We start from the raw sequence: 21,968 nt of genomic DNA, 5'->3' as shown, positions 1-21,968 counted from the left end.
ATTGTCTGGTGGGAAGCCGGTGCGCAGCCGTTGCAGCTGTTGTCGTCGGGCCAGGTCGTGATGACCTCGGCCTATAACGGCCGCATCAGCGCGATCAACCGTTCCGAAGGCAAGCATTTCGGTTTCGTGTTTCCGGCCAGCATCTACGCGGTCGACAGCTGGGTCATCCTGAAGAACTCGCCGAACAAGGATGCCGCGATGAATTTCATCGCCTTCGCCAGCCAGACCGAGAATCAGGCGAAGCTGCCCGAATACATCGCCTATGGCCTGCCCAACGTAGCCGCGGCGAAGCTGGTGCCGGAGAAATACGCCGCCGAACTGCCGACCACGCCTGACAATCTCAAGCAGGCGATCCCGCTCGACGTCAGTTTCTGGACCGACAATTCGGAAGAGCTGTCCAAGCGCTTCAATGCCTGGCTCGCGCGTTGACACCATTCATCTCGTTCAAAGAGGTCACCAAACGTTTTCACGCCCAGACGGTCGTCGATCATCTCGATCTTGACATCGCGCGCGGCGAGTTCGTCAGTCTGCTCGGTCCGTCCGGCTCCGGCAAGACCACGCTTCTGATGATGCTGGCCGGCTTCGAGCAGCCGACCAGCGGCAGCATTCATGTCGACGGCCGCCGCGTCGACGAGCTGCCGCCCTACAGGCGCGACATGGGCGTCGTGTTCCAGAGCTACGCACTGTTTCCGCATATGAGCGTGCGCGACAACATCGCCTTTCCGCTCAAGATGCGCGGCATGGCGAAGGCCGAGATCGCCGAGCGCGTCGTGCGCGTGCTCGACACGGTAAAGCTCGGCGCGATGGCCGAGCGCAAGCCCGCGCAGCTCTCCGGCGGCCAGCAGCAGCGGGTCGCACTGGCGCGCGCGCTGGTGTTCGAGCCGCAGGTCATCCTGATGGACGAGCCGCTTGGCGCGCTCGACAAGAAGCTGCGCGAACAGATGCAGCTCGACATTCGCGACCTGCATCGCCGGCTCGGCCTGACCATCGTGTTCGTCACCCACGACCAGGACGAAGCCCTGACGATGTCGGACCGGATCGCCGTCATCAATCACGGCAGGATTGAGCAGATCGGCGCACCCAGGGAGATCTACGATCTGCCGCGAACGTCATTCGTGGCGGAGTTCATCGGCGAGACCAACCTGCTACCATGCATGATCGAGGAGCGATCGGGCGACACGCTGCGCCTGACCTCCGAGTCCGGGCTGACCTTGTCGGCGCGGGCCGGCTCGAATGGCATCAACGACAGCCGCGTTCAGATCTCGATCCGCCCGGAGGTGATCAGGATCAACGAGCCGTCGATCGCGACCAACGGCCTGACCGGCCGGATCGTCGATGCGGTCTATTTCGGCGACCATATCAGGCTGGTTGCTGCCGTCGGCGCACAGCGCCTGATCATCAAGAGCGACCGCGCGCGCCGCCTCGCCGAAATCGGCGACGAAGTCGCGATCTCATTTGCGCCGTCGGACGTGTGGGTGGTGGGATCATGCGGCGGCCAGATATCCTCCAACGCCTGAGATCGCTGCTGCTGCTGGCGCCGCTGCTGGCCTTCATGATCTGCTTTTTCGCGGCCCCGCTCGTCACCATGATGACCTCGGCCGTCTCGGACCCGGTCGCGACCAACGCGCTGCCGCGCACGGCGCGGGCCCTGAAGCGATGGGATCACGGCGCGGTCCCAACGCCATCGCAGCAAGCCGCCTTCGTCGCTGATATCCGGGCGCTCACCAACGACGAGCAGTTCGGCGATCTGGTGCGGCGGCTCAACAGCGCGCAATCCGGTTTCCGCAGCCTGCTCGGCAAGACCCGCCGCATCCTTGGCACCTCCGCTGGCGACGTCGACCTCGCGGCGATCGATCCGCGCTGGAGCGAGGTTTCCTATTGGACGACGATATCTGACGCCGTGGCGTCCCGCTGGACCGACAAAAACCTGCTCGCCGCAGTCGACCTGGAGCGCAACGCCGCCGGCGACATTGCCGCCATGCCGGAGGGGGCCTCGGCAAATCGGCTGATCCTGATCCGCACCTTCGTGACCGCGGCGATCGTCACCATCGCCTGCATCGCGATTGGGCTGCCGTTTGCGATGGTTGCGGCATCGGTGCAGGGTTGGCGCCGGCAGTTGCTGCTCGGCGCCGTGCTGCTGCCGCTTTGGACTTCGTTGCTGGTGCGCACCGCGGCCTGGTACATCGTGCTGCAGGATAACGGTCTGATCAACGCGACGCTGAAGGCGCTCGGCGTCATCTCCGATCCAATTCCGCTGATGTTCAACCGGCTTGGCGTCGTCATCGCCATGACGCATGTGCTGCTGCCCTTCATGGTGCTGCCGATCTTCAGCGTGCTGATCGCGATCCCGAGAAACCTGATGCCGGCCGCGGCGTCGCTGGGCGCGCATCCGTTGCGGGGCTTCCTTCACGTGCTGCTGCCGCTCGCGATGCGCGGCGTCGTTTCCGGCAGCCTGCTCGTCTTCATGGCCGCGCTCGGTTATTACATCACGCCGGCCCTGATCGGTGGGGCCAACGACCAGATGATCTCCTCCGTCATTGCCTATTACGCCACGGCCGCGGCCAATTGGAGCATGGCCGGCGCGCTCGGCCTGGTGCTGCTGGCGATGACCATCCTGCTCTATGCCGTCTACATCCGGCTCGCTTCCGAAGAGGAGCAGCGGGCATGAAGACACTTTCGGTCACGAAGTTTGTCTTCGCGGGCTTGGTTGTCGTGTTCCTGCTGGGACCATTGATCGCCGTACTACCGCTGTCATTCACCGACAGCGTCTTCCTCAACTATCCGATCCCGGGTTACTCGACCCGCTGGTTCCGCGAGTTGATCGAGGCCGAGTCCTGGCGCCTGTCGATCGTCAACAGCTTGATCATCGGCAGCGGCACCACCGCACTGGCGACGGTGCTTGGTACCCTCGCTGGCCTCGGATTGCGGAGCACGCGATCCTCGCTGCTGCTGTCGGCGGTGCGGACGCTGTTTCTGCTGCCGATGGTGGTTCCCGCCGTCGTGCTCGGCGTCGGCATGCAGCTGATGTTCGCGCGCTACGAGCTGATCAATACCTATCTCGGCGTGATCATCGCGCACACCGTCGTGGCGGTGCCGTTCGTGCTGGTCAACGTGTCGTCAGCCCTGCAAGGCGTCGATGCGCGGCTCGAGCATGCCGCAGCGAGTCTCGGCGCATCGCCGCGCACCGTGCTGCTCTCGGTAACGCTGCCGATCGCGCTTCCCGGCATCATCTCGGGCGCGCTGTTTGCGTTTGCGACCTCGCTCGACGAAGTCGTACTGACGCTGTTCGTCGCCGGGCCAAACCAGCGAACCCTGGCGCGGCAGATGTTCGCCAGCATCCGTGAGAACATCAGCCCGGCGATCGTCGCCGCGGCTGCTGTCTTCATTGTCGGGACGATCGTGCTGGCGCTGTGCATGCAAGCGATCAGGCATCGGTTGTCTACCCGGCCTTGACGTATTTCCGCCAGTCGTGCGCTTCTTTGAACCCGAGCACCTCCCGTGCCTTCCGGTTCGACAGCGGCGCCTCGTTGTCGCCGAGTTCGCGGGTGATCGGAACATTGGGGCAGTAGCGGCGCAGCACCTCGCGCGTCGGAATGTCGGCGGTGATGGTGTCGTTGACGGCGTTGAAGACCTGGAAGCCGAGCCCATCCTTCTCGATCGCCAAATGCACGATCTCTCCGAGGTCGCGGGCGTCGATATAGGACCAGGCATTGCGTTTGCGCGACGGGAGATTGGCGATGAAGCCGGGGAATTTGTCGTATTCATGCGGCTCGATGACATTGCCGATGCGCAGCGCATAGATGTCGATGCCGTAGCGCATGGCAAAGGCACGCGCGGTCTTTTCGTTCACGACCTTGGACAATCCGTAGGAGTCCATTGGATCGATGTCGTAATCTTCCTCGAGCGGAAAGCTTTTGAAATCCTTGTCGCCCTCGGCGAAGCAGACGCCATAGGTGGTCTCGCTGGAGGCGATCACGATCTTGCGGACGCCGAGCTTCGCCGCGGCCTCGATGACGTTATAGGTGCTGATGGTGTTGACGCGAAACGTCTCGTTATCCGGCTCGATCAGCACCCGCGGGATCGCGGCAAAATGGACGACGGCGTCCGGCGCCGTCGGCGGCTTGCCTGATTCAAAACCGTCAAAACCAAAATGCGTGGTCAGGGCGTTAAAGGCTTGGCCGCTGTCCGTCAGATCGGCGATCAGGGTCCCGATGCCAGGGTGATCGAACGGCTTGAGATCGACGTTGAGAAGCTCGTAGCCCTTGCTCTGCAGGCACGGCAGAGCATGCCTGCCGGCCTTGCCGGTTCCTCCGGTGAATACCACACGCTTGCCTGTCATTTGCTTTGTCGTCCTTGCTTGATCGAAGGAAAATTGTTGCTTGCTGAACTCGCGTCGTATCAAATCATGCCCGTGGTTTGGGAGCTAGGCCTATGCGCCCCTGTGTTCCCTCGTGGTGGTCACGGCGAGCGCACTGCTGGTCGTGACAGCCTCAGGCGACGGTAAGTTGATCCGTCTTTGCGATAGTGACTGAACTACGGTCGGAATTCTGCTAGACCGGCCGCATGAAAAAGATCGGCTTTCTGTCGTTTGGGCACTGGACGCCCTCATCGCAGGTGCAGACGCGGACGGCGGCTGACACCCTGTTGCAATCCATCGAGATTGCGGTCGCGGCCGAACAGCTGGGCCTGGATGGGGCTTATTTTCGGGTCCATCATTTCGCCCGCCAGCTCGCCTCGCCCTTCCCGCTGCTGGCGGCTGTTGGCGCCAGGACCAGCCGGATCGAGATCGGCACGGCCGTGATCGACATGCGTTACGAGAACCCGATGTACATGGCCGAGGACGCCGGCGCAGCTGACCTCATCGCCGGGGGCCGGTTGCAGCTCGGCATCAGTCGCGGCTCGCCCGAGCAGGTGATCGACGGCTGGCGCCATTTCGGTTACCAGCCCGCAGAGGGCGAGAGCGATGCCGATATGGGCCGGCGCCACGCGCAGCTTTTCCTCGACCTGCTGCGCGGTGAAGGATTTGCCAAGCCCAATCCGCGGCCGATGTTTGCCAATCCGCCGGGCCTGCTCCGCCTCGAACCTCATTCAGAAGGCCTGCGCGACCGCATCTGGTGGGGTGCCGGCTCGAACGCAACAGCGGTCTGGGCGGCCAAGCTCGGCTTGAACCTGCAAAGCTCGACGCTCAAGAACGACGAGACGGGCGAGCCCTTCCATGTACAGCAGGCTGCGCAAATTCGGGCGTACCGCACCGCCTGGAAGGAAGCCGGTCATGCGCGCGCGCCGCGCGTGTCGGTCAGCCGCAGCATCTTTGCGCTGGTCGACGATCGCGACCGCGCCTATTTCGGCCGCGACCAAGAAAACGAGGATCAGATCGGCTTCATCGATCCGACCACACGGGCGATCTTCGGCCGCAGCTATGCCGCCGAGCCTGACGTCTTGATCGAGCAACTCAGGGAAGACGAGGCGATCCGCGAGGCCGACACACTCTTACTCACCATCCCGAATCAATTGGGCGTCGCTTACAACACGCACGTCATCGAGGCGATCCTGACCCACGTCGCCCCTGCGCTCGGTTGGCGGTGAAGAGAGCGTTCCGGCAGCCATCGCAAAGGGATTGCGACCTTCGCTTTCTCTATCGTTGGTGCGAGCACCAACCCGTTAAGCAGCCGACGCGCGAGACATGACCAGGTCCCTCGCCTGCAGCGCCGGCACTGCCGGGCTGAAGAGAAAGCCCTGCATCTGGCTGCAACCGAGGTTGCGCAGGATCTCCCGCTGCGCATCTGTCTCGACGCCTTCCGCTGTCGTGACCATTTGTCGTGCGGATGCCATGTGCACGACCGCTTGCACGATCGCCGACGTCCCCTCCGCCTTACCGATATCGTTGATGAAAGCCCGATCGATCTTGATCTTGTCGAACGGGAATCGATGCAGATAGCTGAGCGACGAATAGCCGGTGCCGAAATCGTCCAGCGCGATGCGGACCCCGAGTTCACGCAATTGCTGCAGAATAGCGAGCGCCTGATCGTCGTCGCGAATGAGCACCGTCTCCGTCACCTCGAGCTCGAGCCGCCCGGGCAGAAGCCCCGATTTCGCAAGGGCCTCGGCGACCTTGAGCGCCAGTGTCTTCGCACGGAACTGGAGCGGCGAGACATTGACTGCAACGCGGATGTTGTCCGGCCATCCTGCCGCTTCCGTGCAGGCCTGCTCCAGGACCCACTCACCGATTTCGCCGATCAGCCCGATATCTTCCGCGACCGGAATGAACTCCGCAGGAGAGACCATGCCGCGCTCGGGATGGCGCCATCTGAGCAGAGCCTCGCAACCAATCACGACGTCGGTCGCGAGATCGACAAGCGGCTGATAATAGACTTCGAACTGGCCGCCTCCGAGCGCCTGACGAAGATCGTGCTCGAGCTGCCGCCTTTGCCGCGCATTGGCGTCGTATTCGGCGGTAAACAGTCTGAACGTATGACGCCCTTCGGATTTGGCCGCATACATGGCTAGGTCTGCGTGCTTCAAGAGATCATCTGCGGTATCGCCGTGCAGCGGCGCAATCGCAATGCCGATACTGGCGTCGGCACCGATTTGCTGGCCCTGGCACATCACCGGCACCCGAAGCGCCGCGAGAATCTGTTCGGCGAGCACAGCGAGCTCCGACGGATCGGCGCTGCCGGCCCGTATGATCGCAAATTCGTCGCCTCCGAGCCGCGCGACAAGATCGTTCGCGTTTACGCAGCTTCGCAGGCACTCTGCTGCATGTCGTAGCAATTCGTCGCCGATCTGGTGACCAAGCGAATCGTTGATGTTCTTGAACTCGTCGATATCGATGTAGAAGACGGCGAATGGTTCGCCGTCCTTGAGCTTGCCGACGCGACGCTCCAAATGCTCGCGCATCAGCACCCGGTTCGGGAGATCGGTCAGGGCATCGTAATGAGCCATGCGGGCGATGCGCTCTTCGGCGCGAATGCGGTCGGTCACGTCCTCATGTGTGGCGAGCCATCCGCCCGACGCACCGGGCTGATTCTTGATCTCGATCAGTCGTCTGTCGCTGGTTTCGACCACCGAAGTGTGGGTTTTGTCGAGGGATGCCAAAATTCCCTCGCAATAGGCATCGACGTCTTCGGAGAGCGACCCGGTATCGTAGCGGTGCTGGATCACGTCACGGAAGTTGGCTCCCGGCTTCACCACATCGGTCGACAGCTTGTACATCTCGATATAGCGGCGATTGCAGACGATCAGCCGTTCATCGCGATCGAACAGCAAAAGGCCAGCGGTCATGGTGTTCATCGCCACGTCGAGCCGCTCCTTTTCGATTGAGAGCCGGCGCGTCATCTGGCGGAAGATCAGCGTGAGCGTGGCAATCAGGAGCACGACGGAGAAAACGGCTATGGCCACGAAAAACTTGGTTTGCTGGCGCCACGTCGCGAGCGCGGCCTCCAGTGTCTGGGTCGCCACGATGACGATCGGCTCGCTGGTCAACATGCTCGACGCCAGCAGCCGCTCCTTGTGGTCCATCGGGCTCTTGAGACGAGTCGAGATGAACGGCTCGTCGAACACTGCGACCTGGTCGGGCGGACCCTTGCGAAAGTTTTGACCGATCAGGCCGCCGACATGGGGTATGCGAGCGAACAATTGGCCGTTACGATGATGCATCGCGATCGACGCATCGTGACCCAGCCCTGTCGAAGCAAAGAAGGACTCCAGCACCGCGGGTGCGAGCGCTCGAGTCACGACGCCGAGGAATTCGCCATGCGGGCCCGAAACGCGCCTTGCAAATACGATGACCGGGCCACCACCGAACCGCCCCTGCACGACCTCGACATCCTCCGGCAGTGCCGGATCTTCCTTGAGGCGGCGAAAATAGTTGCGATCGGAGATGTTGACATCGGCGACCGGCCAAGTGTTGGACGAATTGATCAGGACGCCGCGTGAATCGAACAGGTTAGCGCCGGCAATGTCGGACCAGCCGCGGGCCTTCGCGCGCAGCAGCTCATGGATGGTGAGCGTTGCCATTGCGGCGTGGAACTCAACGGTCGATTCGATACCGAGACTTTCAATCTCCGCGACGATGCTCTTCTGCAGGACGGAAAAATCGGCAAATTCCCGATCGAAATGCCGGGCGAGGAGCCGAACCGTGCTGTTCAGACTGTTACGGCTGCTCTCGACCGCATCCTGCCGGAATCGCTCGACCGTAAACGCGGTGCCGACCGCTGTCCCCGCCATCAGGACGAAGCCGGCGGCGATCAGCCAGGTGAGCGGTGCTCCTTGCCAACGACGAATGAACGAGCGCCAGCGCGCCGGCATCGCAATTTTCCTGACCATGGCTTTCCCCCGGCCAAGAACAATGATGCGATTCTAACAAAAGGTCGTTACCTTTGAAGGTAATGAAATAGTAAACGGGCTCGCGCCCAATGCAGCCGAGGAGTAAATTTGTACCCCAAGGCCAAGGGTTCGGCTAAAACAGCAGGATGCCGTCGTCTTCCTCAACCGCCGGCGTCGACACGGGGACGGCGGAGCCAAAGCCGAACCGTTGCAAGACATCGCGATGAACGTCGCGCTCGCGCTCCATCGTGTAGCGTGCAAACAGCTCGTCCAGCATTGTGCGATCGGCTGCCGTCAAAGCGGGTGCCGCCGGAATGGACTCCTGGGCCGCGATGTCTGCTGCGAGGCTCGGAAGGGAAGCCGCGGCCTCGCCGAGCGCGGTGATCCGCCCGCGCGCCAGATCCAGCAATTCGTCAAACGTCACGCTCTCACCGGCAAGACGCGTCATCATCCCGGTCAGTCGCTCGTTGCCGGTTTCGACCTCGTGCAGGGCGTTCAGCACGGCAGGCTCCAGCCGCGCCAGCTCCACGGCATCGTTCTTTGTGCGATGCTCTCGCAACTGACCGACCAGGCCTTCGATCGGGTCAAGCACGGACCTGAGCCGCGTTGCGGCGGCCGACATCTGGTCGGCCGCGGTCTTCAGCTCGTTGGCGATGACGACGAACGCATTGCCCTTGGTGCCGGCGCGAGCCGCCCGCAGACCCGCATTCATGCCGATCAGGGTAATGTCGTCTACAGCCTCGCCAAGCCCGGAAATGGCCTGGCGAAAGCGATCCACCGTTCCGGTCACGAGCGACAGCGCTTGATCGACCGATGCACCGGATTGTTCGCAGGCCAGGATCAGCTTCGAGGCCTGCGACAATTGCTGCCGCACCACGACGAGGAAAGACGAGGAATCGTCGGTCTTGCCGCCATAGAGCGCGCGGCTCTGCTTGAGGAGGGTGTCGGTGTCGCAGGTGATCGCGCCAAGCGAGCCGACGGTGCGCGCCAAATCCTGGTCGAACGCCAGCTTGGTGTCCTTCAGCTGGCCGGCCTCAACCTGCCCGATCAGCCAGGTCGCGGGCTCCGAAGCGGCGGGCACGAGGCTCGGCGCCGGCCTCGTCATGCCGCCGAGCCCGTCGCAAATATGCTCGAGGCGCTGGCGGGTGGCGTCGCCCGACTGTAGCGCGACGATCGCTTCCGCGATCGCTGCGGCGATCCGGTTGGCGCTCGTCCTCGCCATGTCGGTGAGCCTCGCGCCGTTCAATTGCTGGGACGTCAGGTCGGCGCGGGCTGCAATCAATCCGCTGGCGACCGCTGCGAGCTCAGCGCGATAGAGGCCATCGAACTCCTTCTGCCGCGCCAACGCATCTTCCACCGCCTTGACGAGCAAGAGGCCGTCGCGCGCGCACGCTTCAACGCAGCGCTGCGCGGCCTGCCCCAGCTCAAACGCTTCGCGGGTAAAATCGAGGAAGCTCTGGCGCTCGCCATCGAACGATGCGGCCTCGATCCGGGCACTGCGCGCCACGATCGTGATCATCTGGATGTGGCTAGAGAGAAGCTTGAGGATGGCACAGGCCTGCTTAGCCTGATCGCCGATGCCGCCGAGCAGGACGGCTTCGGCAGGCAACGCGAGTGCGACCGCATTGAGCCGGTCCCCGATATCCTGGAGCGCCTGCGAGGCACTCTCGATTCCCGTTCCCGACAGCTCCTGCGCCAGGACCACAAGGCTCTGCTCGAGCTCCTTGAAGATCCGATGCCCCTGGCTGAGACGATTACCGACGTCGGCAAAGGACTCTTCGATGCGCGAGGAGACGTCGGCGATCGAGGTCACCGCCGCTGCGATTGTATCCGTCATGTCGGTCGAGATCGTCACCGCATCAACCCGTCGTTGCGACCTGGCCGGCCTGGTGCCAGAGCGTGATCTCGCGCGGGATCAGGCGCAGCGGCACGATCTTTTCCGCGGCGCCCCGGGCAATCGCTTCCTTGGGCATGCCGAAGACGACGCAGCTCTCCTCATCCTGCGCACGCGTCGGCGCACCGAGCTTGCGCATCTCCAACAGGCCGCGCGCGCCGTCGTCGCCCATTCCCGTCATGATGATTCCGAGCGCATTAGGTCCGGCAAATTGTGCTGCCGAGCGGAACAACACGTCCACCGAGGGGCGATGCCGCGATACCGGTGGGCCATCCTTGATCGCAATGTGATAGCGCAGGCCGGTTCGCTGCAGCAGCATGTGCTTCGAGCCCGGCGCGATATAGGCGCAACCGGCCTGCACAAGTTCGCCGTCCTCGGCCTCCTTGACCTGGATCTGGCACGTCCCGTTCAGGCGACGCGCGAAAGCTGCGGTAAAGCCTTGCGGCATGTGCTGCACGATCAGGATTCCCGGACAATGCGGCGGCAGCGCCTCGAGCACGTCGGCGAGCGCCTCGGTCCCGCCGGTCGAGGCGCCGATGCAGACGATGCGTTCGGTGACCGGCCGCGACCGACCGGCCAGCGGTGGCGGCATGATCGCGTCCGCCGTCAGCTTCTTCTCGATCATGGGCCGACGCGCGGGACGCGGCCGCACCTTGGCCCGCGCCGCCGCCTTTACCGCCTCACGCAGCCGCGCCGAGCTCTCGAACAATGCCTGCCGGGTGTCGACGCGGGGCTTGGGCACGATGTCGACCGCGCCGGCTTCCAACGCTTCGAACATCTGCTCGGAGCCATCCTCGGTCAGCGACGAGCAGATGATCACGGGGATCGGGTGCTGCGCCATGATCTTGCGCAGGAAGGTGATGCCATCCATCTTCGGCATCGCGATATCGAGCAGGATGACGTCGGGCAATTCGCTCTGCAGACGGCGCGCCGCCGCGAACGGATCCGACGCCGTCGCCATGACCTCGATGTCCGGATCCTCGCTCAGGATCGTCGACAGGATCTGGCGCACCGAAGCGGAGTCGTCGACGATCAGCACGCGAATTTTTGGTTCGGCCACGGCGCACCCCTCCGCTAAACACGAAAGATCGTCGGCTGGACCTGCTTCAGTCCCGGCACCAGGCTGTGGATCATCGATTCCGAATGGCCGACCATCAGATAACCTCCGGGCCTCAGGTGCGAGCAGAGCCGCTCGACGACCTTGCGTTGGGTCTCGCGATCGAAATAGATCAGCACGTTGCGGCAGAAAATGATGTCGACGTCGCGATCGATGGGATATCGGCTGTCCATCAGGTTCATGCGCATGAAATTGGTCATGCGGCGCAGCTCCGGCACGACCCGAACCTCGTCGCTGTTACGATCCTTCGATCGCAGGAAATAGCGCTTCACAAATTCCGTTGGAACCGGTGCGAGCATGTCGCGCGTATAGATCGCCTGCCTAGCCAACGAGAGCACCGCGGTCGAAATGTCGGTGCCGAGAATCCGGAACCGGAACGGCCTGGAGTTGCGCGCCATGTCGTCCAGCACCATGGCCACGGTGTATGCTTCCATGCCCATCGAGGCGGCCGCGCTCCAGACCTTCAGCTCCTGACGACCGCCCGCCTTGACCAGCGACGGCACCGCGACGTCCGTCATGAACGTGAAGTGCGACGGCTCGCGAAAAAAATCGGTCTTGTTGGTCGTGACGACATCGATCAGATGCGTCAGCTCGCTCTCGGGCAGCCCTTCGTCGAAGAGCTTGTCGACATACTCCGCGATGCCCGAGAAGTTGAGCGCTCGGACGCGCTTGTGCAGGCGTCCTTCCAGCATCAGACGCTTGGCTTCGGGCAGCTTGATGCCGACCTGGTTCTCGATCAGCTCGGAGACCGAGCGGAAATGGCGATCCGAAAGATGCATCTGGTGCGAAAGGCTTGCCGTCGCCATGTCACGCCACGACGCCGGCGGATTCCAGCTCTGGATGGCCCGCGGTCGCCACCTCGGAGTCGGACATCAACTTCGCCAGATCGAAGATGATGATGAATTTATCAGCCTTGCGGCCGATGCGCGCGATGTAGTTGGATTGCCAGCGGCCGCCGACCGAAGGCACCGCTTCGCTCGTGCTCTCGTCGATATCGGTGACCTCGAAAACGCAATCGGCGACGAAGCCGACGCCGACGATGCGGTCCTCGACCGGCACGTCGAGGATGATGATCCGCGTTGCATCGGTCGACGGTACGCTTGGCAGATCGAGCTTCAGCCTGAGATCCACGATCGGATAGCCGACCCCACGCACGTCGATCATTCCAAGCAGGAAATGCGGCGCATGCGGCAGACGCGAAATCGGTCGCATGTCCAGGATCTCCCGGACATTGCGAATCGAAATGCCGAACGTTTCCCCGGCAAGGCCGAGCGTCAGATATTGGGCTGTGTCGGCCATGTCAGGCTTCCCTCATAGAGCGACAACTGGGAGGCGGCGTAGCCCGACAGGCGACGCCGCAACTCAAGACGGACGTCAGCGCTGAAAATCGGCATCACGCTCGTCAGCGCCGTCATCCAGGGCAAATGTAAAGCCACCACCGCCGCCCGCCCTGACGGCGCGGGCCGGTTTCACCGCCGCGAGCTTCTTACCGCCGCGCTCCGCCACCGCCATGCTGGCAGCCTTGGCGCGCAGTTGCCCGACGGCACGATCGATCGGCTTCGCCGCAGCAGGCGCCGCGGCCTCTTCGATCCGGAAATAGGCGATCGTGGCCTGCAGCTGCTCGGCCTGCGAAGCCAGTTCCTCAGAGGTCGACGACACCTGCTCCGAGGCGCTGGCATTCTGCTGCCCGACCTTGTCGAGCTGCTGGATCGCCTGGTTGATCTGCGCCGAGCCGACATCCTGCTCACGGCAGGCGGAGGTGATTTCCTCGACCAGTTCGGCGGTCTTCTTGATGTCGGGCACCAGCTTCGCGAGCATCTGGCCCGCCTCCCGCGCCGCCTTCACCGTGTCGGACGACAAGGTGCCGATCTCGGCGGCCGCGGCCTGGCTGCGTTCGGCAAGCTTGCGCACCTCGGAGGCGACCACCGCAAAGCCCTTGCCGTGTTCGCCGGCTCGCGCCGCTTCAACCGCTGCGTTCAGCGCCAGAAGGTCAGTCTGTCGAGCAATCTCCTGCACGATCGTGATCTTCTCGGCAATAGTTTGCATCGCCTCGACCGCCCTGCCGACGGCCGCACCGCTGGCTTCCGCATCCCGCGACGACTGTGCGGCGATCTTCTCAGTCTGGCTCGCGTTTTCGGCATTCTGCTTCACGTTCGCCGCCATCTCCTCCATTGCGGAGGACGCTTCCTCCGCAGAGGACGCCTGCTCGGTCGCGCCCTGCGAGAGCTGCTCGGCGCTGGCCGAAAGCTCCTGGCTGCCGGCCGAAACGTTCTGCGCCGCGGTCAAGGCTTCAGCCACGATCTGGCGGAGCTTCTCGACCATGCGCTCCAGCGCGATGCCGAGCGTATCCTTGTCGGAAAGCCGCTTCGCAGCGACGGTCAGATCGCCTTGCGCGATCTCGGAGGCCACGGCGGCGGTGGCGTTCAGATTGCCTGTCATCGTCGTCAGCGACTTGATGAGGTCGCCGACCTCGTCGTCGCTAATCGCATCAATCTTCTGGCTGAGATCGCCGATCGCAACCGCTTCGGCGAGGCCGACCGCACGGCCGAGCCCGCGGCTGATATTCAGCGCAATCCAGATTGCGGAACCGACAGCGATCAGCAGCGACACCACGATGATGCTGATCATCATGGTTTTGGCATTTGCGCCGTCCTGCGCCGCCTGCCGAGCCGCTTCGTCCATGCTCTTCTTCGCGTGGACGATATACTCGTTCACGGCAGCGATGGCGGCTTCGGAGAGCGCCTTGCCTTGCGTGCTCGCAAGCGCCGCAGCCTGGATGTTGCTGCCTTCCTTGACGATGTCGTTCACGCGCGAGGCGATGCTCAACAGACGTGCGCTTTGCGTCTCCAGCGCCTGCACCGAAAGTCCCGCCGCACGTGCCGCCGCGGATCCCTGCGCAATCGTCGATTTGAGAACGTCGGTACGCTCGGAGATTGCCTTCATCCTGACATTCAGGTCATCCATGTCGGCGGAGGAAAACGACGCAATGGTCTCGCGCTGGAACCGCGCACCCTCGAGCCTGATGGTCTGGAGGGCGTACAACAGGCCGCTCTTGTTCTCTGATGTCCCGCGATCGGCCTGCGACCAGAGCGCATCGATAGCGTCGTTCCAGTCCTTGAGAGCCGGCCTTTCCTCCGCATTCCACAGCTGAGTGGCCCGGTTGCTGGAATTTTCCATTCCGAGCTTGATGATCTTATCCTCGACTGCATTCATCTTATCGAACGCATCCGAGAATTTGGCCAGAAGTTGCTTGCCGGTCTCACTCGTCTTGGCGACGATCTCGTCTCGCATGCGGGCGGCTTCCTGGCGGCGCCGCCTGATCTCCTCACCTGTTTTCTGCATCTCCGCGTCGCTCGATGCGATGATGATGTCGCGCTCACCGCGCGTCTGGTAGAAGATTTCGTTCTGCAGCGAGCTGGCCTGATCCATCCGAACGGCTTTCTGAACGAGGATGTCCGAAGCATCGGCCAACTGGGTCAGCTTGGTGTAGGCGATGCCGCCCGTGATCATCGACAGCACGATGATCGCGCCGAAGGCGCTCGCCAGCTTAGCTTTGACAGTGAACCGCATTGTTAGCCTCTCGAGATCTTTCGGGTTTCTCAACTCAGGATGCGTTCCATGTTTGGAACGATGACGAATTCTTCAAGCCACTTGGTGATGAAGCGGATGAACTCCGGCTTCCAGTGCATCCCCACGCGCGGGGTCTGTTGCACGTCGGCAGGCACGATCTGGGTGACCTCGTAGACTTCGTCTGCAGAACGTCCGACGAGAGCCGGATCGTTGTCGATTTTGAGCTCGATCACGACGCCGCGGGTATCGATCGACGCGTTCGCCGGCGGCATGCCGAAGCGGATGCGCAGATCGGCAAGCGGAATCACATTGCCACGCACATTGATCACGCTCGGCACGACCGCGCGTGCGCCCGCTACCTTCCTCACGGTTACTGGATCGATGATTTCGCGCACCAGCTCGGCCTCGATCGCAAATTTCTCTTCACCAAGCCTGATCATCGCGACCTGAAGCGCTCCGTCTTGCGCGGCCGAGATGTCCTGTCTGTGCTCGATACTCATAAGGCGGTCACGATCATCTGCGGCTCGGCGTTGTCGACGTCGGTCGGGAATTTCGACGCAAATTGAAACGAACAAACGTCTCATCCAGCCTCGGGAAAATACTGGCCGATTCCCGAGACGGTTGCACGCTAGGAAGCCCAGATTAGCAATTGCTAAAGAATGGCAAGAAAGCCGCGTACATCCGGAACACCACGGGGAAATTAAGTGCGAGGTAACAACCGGACCTTAGCCTGCCGCGAGGCAATGCTGTTGTGGAACCATTCAACAGAAGTGATCGGTTGATGCTGACCCAAGCGCTTATCGTTGACGATAGTCCCTCGGTACTCGATTTCCTGAAGCGCCTGATCCAGACGGACGGCTCCGTTGTGGCCACGACATGTCGTGATCCGGTCAGTGCGCTCGAGATTGCAAGGGAACTTCACTTCGACATCGTGCTGGTCGACTACGAGATGCCGAAGATGGACGGCATCCGCTTCATTCGCGAGCTACGCGCTCTAGCGGGCTTCACCGAGACCCCCGTGGCGATGGTCACGTCGAGCGTCTCCGACGAGACCAAGCTTCGCGCATTAGAGGCCGGTGCAACGGATTTTCTTCCGAAACGCTCTGACAGCGTTGAGGTTCGCGTCCGCCTGCGCAACCTCGTCAGCCTTGGCCAGGCAGTCAGTAAGCTCAACGATCGGGCCTCCCATCTCGCGACCGAGGTTTCAGCGGCCACGCGCAAGCTGCAGGAACGCGAGGAGGAGATCATCCTGCGTCTCGCTCTCGCCGTGGAATATCGCGACAACGACACCGGCGAGCATACGCTGCGGGTGGCGAGATACAGCCGGGTCATCGCCGAGCAGCTCGGCTTCCCCGATCGCTTCTGCCGCGAGATCTATCTGGCAGCGCCACTCCACGACGTTGGCAAGGTCGGGATTCCCGATCACATTCTGCTCAAACCTGGCCGGCTGACGGAAAACGAGATGGCGGTGGTCCGGACTCACGCCGAAATCGGGGAGCATATCCTCGCGGATAGCGAATGTGACCTGATCCGCCTCGCCGCCACGATCGCAGCGGCGCATCATGAACGATGGGACGGCGGCGGCTATCCGAACGGACTCCGGGGTACCGAGATCCCGATCGCGGCGCGCGTGGTGGCGGTCGCAGATGTGTTCGACGCATTGACGACGCGCCGTCCCTACAAGGACGCGATGCCGCTCGTTGAGGCCCGCGACCATCTGATCGCGAACCGGACAAAGCATTTCGATCCCGACTGCGTCGATGCCTTCTTGTCGCGCTGGGACGAGGTCACATCGATCGCAACCTCGCAGTCGCTGGCGCTACTCCCGCGCAAGGGCGGTCGGTCGCTGCAGGTGGCCTGAGCCCGCAGATTTCGCGGCCGCTATGCAAATCGGCCTCTCCCGGTGGGGAAGAGGCCGATTTTGTTTTCTTGGCTGGATCGCTGAGGTCGCGTCTTCTCCCTCTAACGCTGGAAGTCCGCATCGCGCTCGTCGGCGCCATCATCCAGGGCGAAGGCGAAACCACCTCCGCCGGCCACCTTCTGTTGACGACGCGGGGCGGCCTTGCTCGGCGCCGGCTTCTTGCCGCCGCGATCTGCGGCCGCCATTTTTGCTGCCTTGCTGCGAAGCTGCCCAACCGCATGATCGATCGACGCCCCGCCCCTCGAGCTCGGCTCCGCCATGACGTTGTCGATCCGGAAGAAAGAGATCGTCGCCTGCAGCTGCTCGGCCTGCGAAGCCAGTTCCTCTGATGTCGAGGAGACCTGTTCGGACGCGCTGGCGTTCTGCTGGCCGACCTTGTCGAGCTGCTGGATCGCCTGGTTGATCTGCGCCGACCCGACATCCTGCTCTCGGCAGGCGGCCGTGATCTCCTGCACGAGCTCCGCCGTCTTCTTGATGTCCGGCACCAGCCTGGCGAGCATCTGGCCTGCGTCCTGCGCCACCTTGACGCTATCGGACGATAGCGTGCCGATTTCGGCCGCGGACGCCTGACTCCGTTCGGCGAGCTTGCGTACTTCGGAGGCAACCACCGCAAAGCCCTTGCCATGCTCGCCGGCACGTGCCGCTTCGACCGCTGCGTTCAATGCCAAGAGATCGGTCTGGCGTGCGATCTCCTGAACGATCGAGATCTTCTCCGCGATCGTCTGCATCGCCTGCACGGCGCGGCCGACTGCGGAGCCGCTCGCCTCGGCATCCTTGGCGGACTGCGTCGCGATCTTTTCGGTCTGGCTGGCATTGTCGGCGTTCTGCTTCACATTGGCCGCCATCTCCTCCATGGAGGACGAGGCTTCCTCGGCAGACGAGGCTTGCTCGGTCGCGCCCTGTGAAAGCTGCTCGGCCGAAGAGGACAATTCCTGGCTGCCGGCCGAGACGTTCTGCGCCGCGGTCAGCGCTTCGGAGACCACCTGCCGCAGCTTCTCGACCATGCGGTTGAGCGAGCGGACCAGATCGCCGATCTCGTCATTGCTCGCCGTCGGGATCGTCTGGCTGAGCTCGCCGCGCGCAACCGAGCTGGCGAGGTCGACGGCGCGTCCCAGCGCGCGGCTGATGCTGAGCGAGATCCACAGGGCGGCGCCGATCGCGATCGCCAGCGACGCCCCGACGATCGTCATTAGCACGAGCTGGGCCTGCTGGCCCTCCGCCCGGACTTGCACGACCTGATCGGCGAGTTGCCTCTTGGTGTTGGTAACATATGCGCCCATCGCATCGAGCGTGTCCGCGACGACCTTGTTGCCCTCCTTGAGCGTGCGCTCGGTGGCCCTGGTCTTGTCAGTCCGCGCCAGCTTGAAGGTCTCGTCCTGGAACGCGATCATCTTGGAATAGGTCGCCGCAAAACCGTCGAGGAGCCGCTTTCCTTGCTCGCTCGCCAGGGCATAGACCTCATCCCTGGTCTTGGACGCCGCTTCCCGGCTCTTGGCGGCGCTGGCAATGTGCTCTTCGACCTCCTGCTCCGGCCCGAGAACCGCGTTCTTCTCCGCCCGAAGCTGGATCAGAAGCTCCTTCTCGATCTCGGCGGCCTTCTCCATCCGCTTGGCGCGTAGCGCCATGCTATCGGCATTGCCGATCATGTCGCTCAGCTTCAGATAGGCGATGCCGCCGGCAACACCCGACAGAATGATGATCGCGCCGAATGCACTCGCCAACTTGGCCTTGATCGTAAATCTCATATCAGCCCCCGTCCGTGCCGGACGTCCCCTAGTTCAGAATACGTTCCATGTTCGGTACGATAACGAACTCGTCGTGCCACTTGGTGATGAAGCGGATGAACTCCGGTCGCCAATGCATGCCGACGCGCGGCGTCTGCTGCACATCGGTTCGAACGATCTCGGTCACCTCGTACACTTTGTCGGCGGTGAGTCCGACCAGAACCGGCTCGTTGTCGATCTTGAGCTCGACCACCACGATACGGGTGTCGACGGAGGCTTCCCTGATCGGCATCCCGAAGCGGATGCGCAGATCCGCCAGCGGGATCACGTTGCCGCGCACGTTGATCACGCTCGGCACGAACGCACGCGCCCCTGCCACCTCTGTCACCGGCACCGGATCGATGATCTCGCGCACCAGCTCGGCTTCGAGCGCGAACTTCTCCTCGCCCAGCCCAATCATGACGACTTGAAGCGCGCCATCGCCAGCCGCTGGGGCGTCCAGTTTCTGCTCGGTGCTCATCAGGCCGCCTCGTTCATCTGCTTCTCGGCCTGGGCCTGGGCCCGCGCCACCAGCTGCGCCACATCAAGGATCAGCGCTGCGGTGCCATCGCCCAGAATGGCCGCGCCCGAGAAGATCGTGACATCGGAATGCAGTTTCGACAGCGACTTGATCACGGTCTGGTGGCTGCCGATGATCTGGTCCGCCACCAGCCCGACGCGGCATTCGCCGGTCGAGATGATGATGTTCTTCTGATGCGGCTCAGCCGCGGCCTCCACGTGCAGCAGCTCGCGCAACCGCAGGAATGGCACCAGGCTGCCACGCACATTGAGGAAGCTTCGGCCGCGCGGCCGCTGGTCATCCGGCGTCAATTCGACGCATTCCTCCACCGCAGACAGCGGGATGATGTAGCGCCCCTCGCCGACCCGGATCAGGAGGCCCTCGATGATCGCCAAGGTCAACGGCAGCCGCAGCGTCACGGTGGTGCCTTGACCCGGCCTGGTCGACATGTCGATCGAACCGCGCATGTTCTCGATGGTGCGTTTCACCACGTCCATGCCGACGCCGCGGCCCGACAGCGCCGAGATGGTCTGCGCCGTCGAGAAGCCCGGATGGAATAGGAACTGATGGATATCACTGTCGGACAGCGTCGCGCCCGGCGCGATGAGGCCCTGCTCTTCCGCCTTGGCCTTGATACGCGCGGTATTGAGGCCGCCACCATTGTCGCGCACCATCACGAGCACCTGCGCGCCCGAGTGGACCGCCTGCAGCTCGATGCGGCCGGACTCGATCTTGCCGGCGGCCGATCGCGCTGCCGTATCCTCGATACCGTGGTCGATCGCGTTGCGGATCAGATGCACCAGCGGATCGGCCAGGCATTCGATCATGGTCTTGTCGAGCTCGGTGTCTTCGCCCGAGGTGACGAACTCCACGGGCTTGCCGAGATCGCGCGACAGATCGTGCACCAGACGACGGAAGCGGCCAAACAGCGAGCCGATCGGCACCATGCGCGCGCCCATCGTGGTATCGCGCAGGCTGCCCGCCAGCCGTTCGATCTCTTCGGCGATCATCTTGATCGACAGGTCGTCACTGCCCGCCGCCAACTGGCTAAGCCGCGCCTGTGCGATCACGAGCTCGCCGACCCGGTCCATCAACTCATCGAGCCGCTCGGCCTGCACGCGCACCGTGGCGCCTGCGCGGTCCTCGGTCCGCTTCGGCTCCTCGCGCCGGACCTTGGCAGGAGCTTGCGGTGCGACAGGCGCGACCGTTGCGGCCGCGACCGGCGATGGCGCAGCCGGCTCCTGCTCGGGGACGAGAGCCGGAGCTTCTACGACAATAGAAATGGCCGGCTCGTCCTGGCCTTCGACTTCCAGGATCAGCGAATCCTGGCTCGGCGCGACCATTGGCGGCGCGAGGTCGGATTGAGCCAGCGGCGCGACTGATAGTTTCATCTCGTCGCTGACGAACATGAAGACGTCGTCGATCGCGCTCCGATCGCAATCACAGTGCAGCGTGACGTCCCATTTGAGGTAGCAATCTTCCGGCTCGAGCTCATCCAGCATCGGAATCGCGTCGGTCAACGGCACGGCAAAGCAGGGACCAAGCTTGCAGAGATCCTCCAGCAGATCGAGCGGGTTCGAGCCGTTGCGGAGCACGTGCTGCTCGAACTCGAGATAAAGCTTCCAGCCTGCCGGACGGGCCGGTTGCACTGGTGCAGTGGCCGGCGCCGCAGCGACGGCTGGCTCTGCGACCAGCGCACGCGGCGCGACGAACTGCGTGAGGTCACCGAGGATGGCGTCACCGATGATCGTATCGGTCTCATCCGGGGCCTCGATCAAGGCGCGAATGTAATCCTTGGCCGCGAGCGCGACCGTGATCAGCTCCTGCGTCGGAACAATCTCGCCTTTCCTCACCCGATCGAACGCGGTCTCAAATTCATGAGTGAAGGTCGCGACCTTGTCGAACCCGAACATCGCGCCCGATCCCTTGATCGTGTGCAGGGCGCGGAACGCGGTATCGACCAGTTCCTTGTCGTGCGGGCGCTGGCCGAGATCGAGCAACGTGCCTTCCAACACCTCCAGCAGTTCGCTTGCTTCCTGACGGAAAACTGCAGTGGCGTCGGCGAAGCTCATGAGCGCACCAGCTTGCCGACCACTGCGAGCAGCTGGGCCGGGACGAACGGCTTGGTGATCCATCCGGTGGCACCGGCGCTCTTCGCCTCCTGCTTGACGCCATCGCTGGATTCAGTGGTCAGGAACACGATCGGCAGGCCGGTGAGCGTCGGTTGCTTTCGCAGCGCGCGGATCAGGTCCAGGCCGTTCATGACGGGCATGTTGAGATCGGTGATCACCATGTCGGGTTTGCTGGCCTGCGCCTTGGCGAGACCCTGGGCGCCGTCGCCCGCTTCGATCACGCTGTGACCGGCCGGCTCGAGCGTCATTCTGATCATCTGGCGCATGCTCGGTGAATCGTCGACTGTCAGGATCGTCGCCATTGGCGCCTCTTATGGTCTATCTAGATGATGCGCGATGATCTCGTCGCTGGTGAAGCCGGCGCGGTGCAGAGTGTTGCGAAGCGCCTGCGAGAAAGCCGTCAGGACGACCTTGCGTCCTTCGGCTCTGCCGGTCTTGGCGGTCGACAGCAGCAGCTGGACCGACGTGACGTCAGCCTTATTGACGTCTGAGCAGTCGATCTCGAGCCGCTCGTGACGGCCGAATGCATCGCGGATCAGATCGCAGACCGCTCTTATGCACGCAATGCTGCAGTCGGCCGGAAGCCGTAGCGCTTGTCTGGGCGAACTCAGATCAGACATCGCCGACCTCCACACTGATGAATTCACGCGATTCACTTGCTTGCGAAGTGAAGCGATACAACCGGAACGGTAGATTTCAGGGATGAGCAAACCGTTAAGAGCTCGC

The 21,968-nt window shown here is 63.1% G+C and carries 20 protein-coding genes; 7 read left to right on the top strand and 13 right to left on the bottom strand.

Features of this window, described 5'->3' with window-relative positions:
• The 4 genes from WA702_RS26175 to WA702_RS26160 form a co-directional block, all read left to right on the top strand.
• Nucleotides 1–429 (top strand): extracellular solute-binding protein (locus WA702_RS26175; RefSeq protein WP_425113442.1); only part of this gene is annotated, 429 nt, incomplete at its 5' end.
• Nucleotides 426–1,517 (top strand): ABC transporter ATP-binding protein, encoded by a 1,092-nt coding sequence (locus tag WA702_RS26170; RefSeq protein ID WP_425113441.1) that lies wholly within the window; start codon nucleotides 426–428, stop codon nucleotides 1,515–1,517. The genes WA702_RS26175 and WA702_RS26170, both read left to right, overlap by 4 nt.
• Before the next feature lie 35 nt (nucleotides 1,518–1,552).
• On the top strand, nucleotides 1,553–2,668 hold the full coding sequence (locus tag WA702_RS26165) for an ABC transporter permease (RefSeq protein WP_425113444.1): 1,116 nt from the start codon (nucleotides 1,553–1,555) through the stop codon (nucleotides 2,666–2,668).
• The gene (locus WA702_RS26160) at nucleotides 2,665–3,453 is read left to right on the top strand and encodes an ABC transporter permease (RefSeq protein WP_425113440.1); all 789 of its coding nucleotides are present in this window, start codon (nucleotides 2,665–2,667) and stop codon (nucleotides 3,451–3,453) included. The genes WA702_RS26165 and WA702_RS26160 overlap by 4 nt, the downstream gene beginning before the upstream one ends.
• On the opposite strand, the gene WA702_RS26155 is transcribed toward WA702_RS26160, so the two are convergent.
• Nucleotides 3,440–4,339, bottom strand: a complete 900-nt coding sequence (locus tag WA702_RS26155; protein ID WP_425113439.1) for an NAD-dependent epimerase/dehydratase family protein — start codon at nucleotides 4,337–4,339, stop codon at nucleotides 3,440–3,442. The two genes, WA702_RS26160 and WA702_RS26155, sit on opposite strands and share 14 nt — an antisense overlap.
• A 224-nt stretch (nucleotides 4,340–4,563) precedes the next feature.
• Between WA702_RS26155 and WA702_RS26150 the strand changes: the two genes are divergently transcribed.
• Nucleotides 4,564–5,586, top strand: a complete 1,023-nt coding sequence (locus tag WA702_RS26150) for an LLM class flavin-dependent oxidoreductase (RefSeq protein WP_425113438.1) — start codon at nucleotides 4,564–4,566, stop codon at nucleotides 5,584–5,586.
• Nucleotides 5,587–5,661: 75 nt separating this feature from the next.
• Here the strand turns inward: WA702_RS26150 and WA702_RS26145 are convergent, their stop codons facing one another.
• On the bottom strand, nucleotides 5,662–8,016 hold the full coding sequence (locus tag WA702_RS26145) for a bifunctional diguanylate cyclase/phosphodiesterase (RefSeq protein WP_425113437.1): 2,355 nt from the start codon (nucleotides 8,014–8,016) through the stop codon (nucleotides 5,662–5,664).
• Between WA702_RS26145 and WA702_RS26140 the strand changes: the two genes are divergently transcribed.
• Nucleotides 7,996–8,382, top strand: coding sequence for a hypothetical protein (locus WA702_RS26140; protein WP_425113436.1), 387 nt, complete (start codon nucleotides 7,996–7,998; stop codon nucleotides 8,380–8,382). The genes WA702_RS26145 and WA702_RS26140 overlap by 21 nt on opposite strands.
• 76 nt (nucleotides 8,383–8,458) lie before the next feature.
• Here the strand turns inward: WA702_RS26140 and WA702_RS26135 are convergent, their stop codons facing one another.
• The 6 genes from WA702_RS26135 to WA702_RS26110 all read right to left on the bottom strand — a co-directional run bounded on the left by WA702_RS26135 (nucleotide 8,459) and on the right by WA702_RS26110 (nucleotide 15,406).
• The gene (locus WA702_RS26135; protein ID WP_425113435.1) at nucleotides 8,459–10,162 is read right to left on the bottom strand and encodes a chemotaxis protein; all 1,704 of its coding nucleotides are present in this window, start codon (nucleotides 10,160–10,162) and stop codon (nucleotides 8,459–8,461) included.
• Nucleotides 10,163–10,184: 22 nt separating this feature from the next.
• Nucleotides 10,185–11,279: a protein-glutamate methylesterase/protein-glutamine glutaminase gene (locus WA702_RS26130; protein ID WP_425113434.1), complete on the bottom strand. Its 1,095-nt coding sequence runs from the start codon at nucleotides 11,277–11,279 to the stop codon at nucleotides 10,185–10,187.
• 14 nt (nucleotides 11,280–11,293) lie between these two features.
• Complete coding sequence (locus WA702_RS26125; RefSeq protein ID WP_425113433.1) at nucleotides 11,294–12,142, bottom strand: CheR family methyltransferase; 849 nt, start codon at nucleotides 12,140–12,142, stop codon at nucleotides 11,294–11,296.
• 1 nt (nucleotide 12,143) lies between these two features.
• Entirely contained in the window at nucleotides 12,144–12,635 is a 492-nt protein-coding gene (locus tag WA702_RS26120) for a chemotaxis protein CheW (protein WP_425113432.1), read from the bottom strand.
• Nucleotides 12,636–12,710: 75 nt separating this feature from the next.
• Nucleotides 12,711–14,906, bottom strand: coding sequence for a HAMP domain-containing methyl-accepting chemotaxis protein (locus WA702_RS26115; protein WP_425113431.1), 2,196 nt, complete (start codon nucleotides 14,904–14,906; stop codon nucleotides 12,711–12,713).
• A gap of 29 nt (nucleotides 14,907–14,935) precedes the next feature.
• A complete protein-coding gene (locus WA702_RS26110; protein ID WP_425113430.1) occupies nucleotides 14,936–15,406 on the bottom strand; it encodes a chemotaxis protein CheW in 471 nt (156 codons plus the stop codon).
• A 281-nt stretch (nucleotides 15,407–15,687) separates the two neighbouring features.
• On the opposite strand from WA702_RS26110, the gene WA702_RS26105 reads away from it, so the two are divergent.
• Entirely contained in the window at nucleotides 15,688–16,767 is a 1,080-nt protein-coding gene (locus WA702_RS26105; RefSeq protein ID WP_425113429.1) for an HD domain-containing phosphohydrolase, read from the top strand.
• Between the two features lie 101 nt (nucleotides 16,768–16,868).
• Here WA702_RS26105 and WA702_RS26100 read toward each other — a convergent pair whose 3' ends face one another.
• The 5 genes from WA702_RS26100 to WA702_RS26080 are packed head-to-tail and all read right to left on the bottom strand — an operon-like array spanning nucleotide 16,869 to nucleotide 21,862.
• Entirely contained in the window at nucleotides 16,869–18,572 is a 1,704-nt protein-coding gene (locus tag WA702_RS26100; RefSeq protein ID WP_425113428.1) for a methyl-accepting chemotaxis protein, read from the bottom strand.
• Nucleotides 18,573–18,600: 28 nt separating this feature from the next.
• Nucleotides 18,601–19,071, bottom strand: a complete 471-nt coding sequence (locus WA702_RS26095; RefSeq protein ID WP_425113427.1) for a chemotaxis protein CheW — start codon at nucleotides 19,069–19,071, stop codon at nucleotides 18,601–18,603.
• Nucleotides 19,071–21,182 (bottom strand): chemotaxis protein CheA, encoded by a 2,112-nt coding sequence (locus WA702_RS26090; protein WP_425113426.1) that lies wholly within the window; start codon nucleotides 21,180–21,182, stop codon nucleotides 19,071–19,073. The genes WA702_RS26095 and WA702_RS26090 overlap by 1 nt, the downstream gene beginning before the upstream one ends.
• A complete protein-coding gene (locus tag WA702_RS26085; RefSeq protein WP_425113425.1) occupies nucleotides 21,179–21,544 on the bottom strand; it encodes a response regulator in 366 nt (121 codons plus the stop codon). Before WA702_RS26085 ends, WA702_RS26090 begins: the two co-directional genes overlap by 4 nt.
• A 9-nt stretch (nucleotides 21,545–21,553) precedes the next feature.
• Entirely contained in the window at nucleotides 21,554–21,862 is a 309-nt protein-coding gene (locus WA702_RS26080; RefSeq protein ID WP_425113443.1) for an STAS domain-containing protein, read from the bottom strand.
• Nucleotides 21,863–21,968 lie beyond the last annotated feature (106 nt).

Source organism: Bradyrhizobium sp., assembly GCF_049798375.1.
Taxonomy (GTDB): Bacteria; Pseudomonadota; Alphaproteobacteria; order Rhizobiales; family Xanthobacteraceae; genus Bradyrhizobium.
This window is presented reverse-complemented; position numbering and strand designations above follow the sequence as displayed.

Bases quoted from the DNA above. Each gene is read 5' to 3' on its own strand.
- WA702_RS26165 (WP_425113444.1), top strand. From the start codon at position 1,553: ATGATCTGCTTTTTCGCGGCCCCGCTCGTCACCATGATGACCTCGGCC.
- WA702_RS26160 (WP_425113440.1), top strand. From the start codon at position 2,665: ATGAAGACACTTTCGGTCACGAAGTTTGTCTTCGCGGGCTTGGTTGTC.
- WA702_RS26155 (WP_425113439.1), bottom strand. From the start codon at position 4,339: ATGACAGGCAAGCGTGTGGTATTCACCGGAGGAACCGGCAAGGCCGGC.
- WA702_RS26150 (WP_425113438.1), top strand. From the start codon at position 4,564: ATGAAAAAGATCGGCTTTCTGTCGTTTGGGCACTGGACGCCCTCATCG.
- WA702_RS26140 (WP_425113436.1), top strand. From the start codon at position 7,996: ATGGATGGTGAGCGTTGCCATTGCGGCGTGGAACTCAACGGTCGATTC.
- WA702_RS26145 (WP_425113437.1), bottom strand. From the start codon at position 8,016: ATGGCAACGCTCACCATCCATGAGCTGCTGCGCGCGAAGGCCCGCGGC.
- WA702_RS26135 (WP_425113435.1), bottom strand. From the start codon at position 10,162: ATGACGGATACAATCGCAGCGGCGGTGACCTCGATCGCCGACGTCTCC.
- WA702_RS26125 (WP_425113433.1), bottom strand. From the start codon at position 12,142: ATGGCGACGGCAAGCCTTTCGCACCAGATGCATCTTTCGGATCGCCAT.
- WA702_RS26120 (WP_425113432.1), bottom strand. From the start codon at position 12,635: ATGGCCGACACAGCCCAATATCTGACGCTCGGCCTTGCCGGGGAAACG.
- WA702_RS26115 (WP_425113431.1), bottom strand. From the start codon at position 14,906: ATGCGGTTCACTGTCAAAGCTAAGCTGGCGAGCGCCTTCGGCGCGATC.
- WA702_RS26110 (WP_425113430.1), bottom strand. From the start codon at position 15,406: ATGAGTATCGAGCACAGACAGGACATCTCGGCCGCGCAAGACGGAGCG.
- WA702_RS26105 (WP_425113429.1), top strand. From the start codon at position 15,688: ATGCTGACCCAAGCGCTTATCGTTGACGATAGTCCCTCGGTACTCGAT.
- WA702_RS26100 (WP_425113428.1), bottom strand. From the start codon at position 18,572: ATGAGATTTACGATCAAGGCCAAGTTGGCGAGTGCATTCGGCGCGATC.
- WA702_RS26095 (WP_425113427.1), bottom strand. From the start codon at position 19,071: ATGAGCACCGAGCAGAAACTGGACGCCCCAGCGGCTGGCGATGGCGCG.
- WA702_RS26090 (WP_425113426.1), bottom strand. From the start codon at position 21,182: ATGAGCTTCGCCGACGCCACTGCAGTTTTCCGTCAGGAAGCAAGCGAA.
- WA702_RS26085 (WP_425113425.1), bottom strand. From the start codon at position 21,544: ATGGCGACGATCCTGACAGTCGACGATTCACCGAGCATGCGCCAGATG.
- WA702_RS26080 (WP_425113443.1), bottom strand. From the start codon at position 21,862: ATGTCTGATCTGAGTTCGCCCAGACAAGCGCTACGGCTTCCGGCCGAC.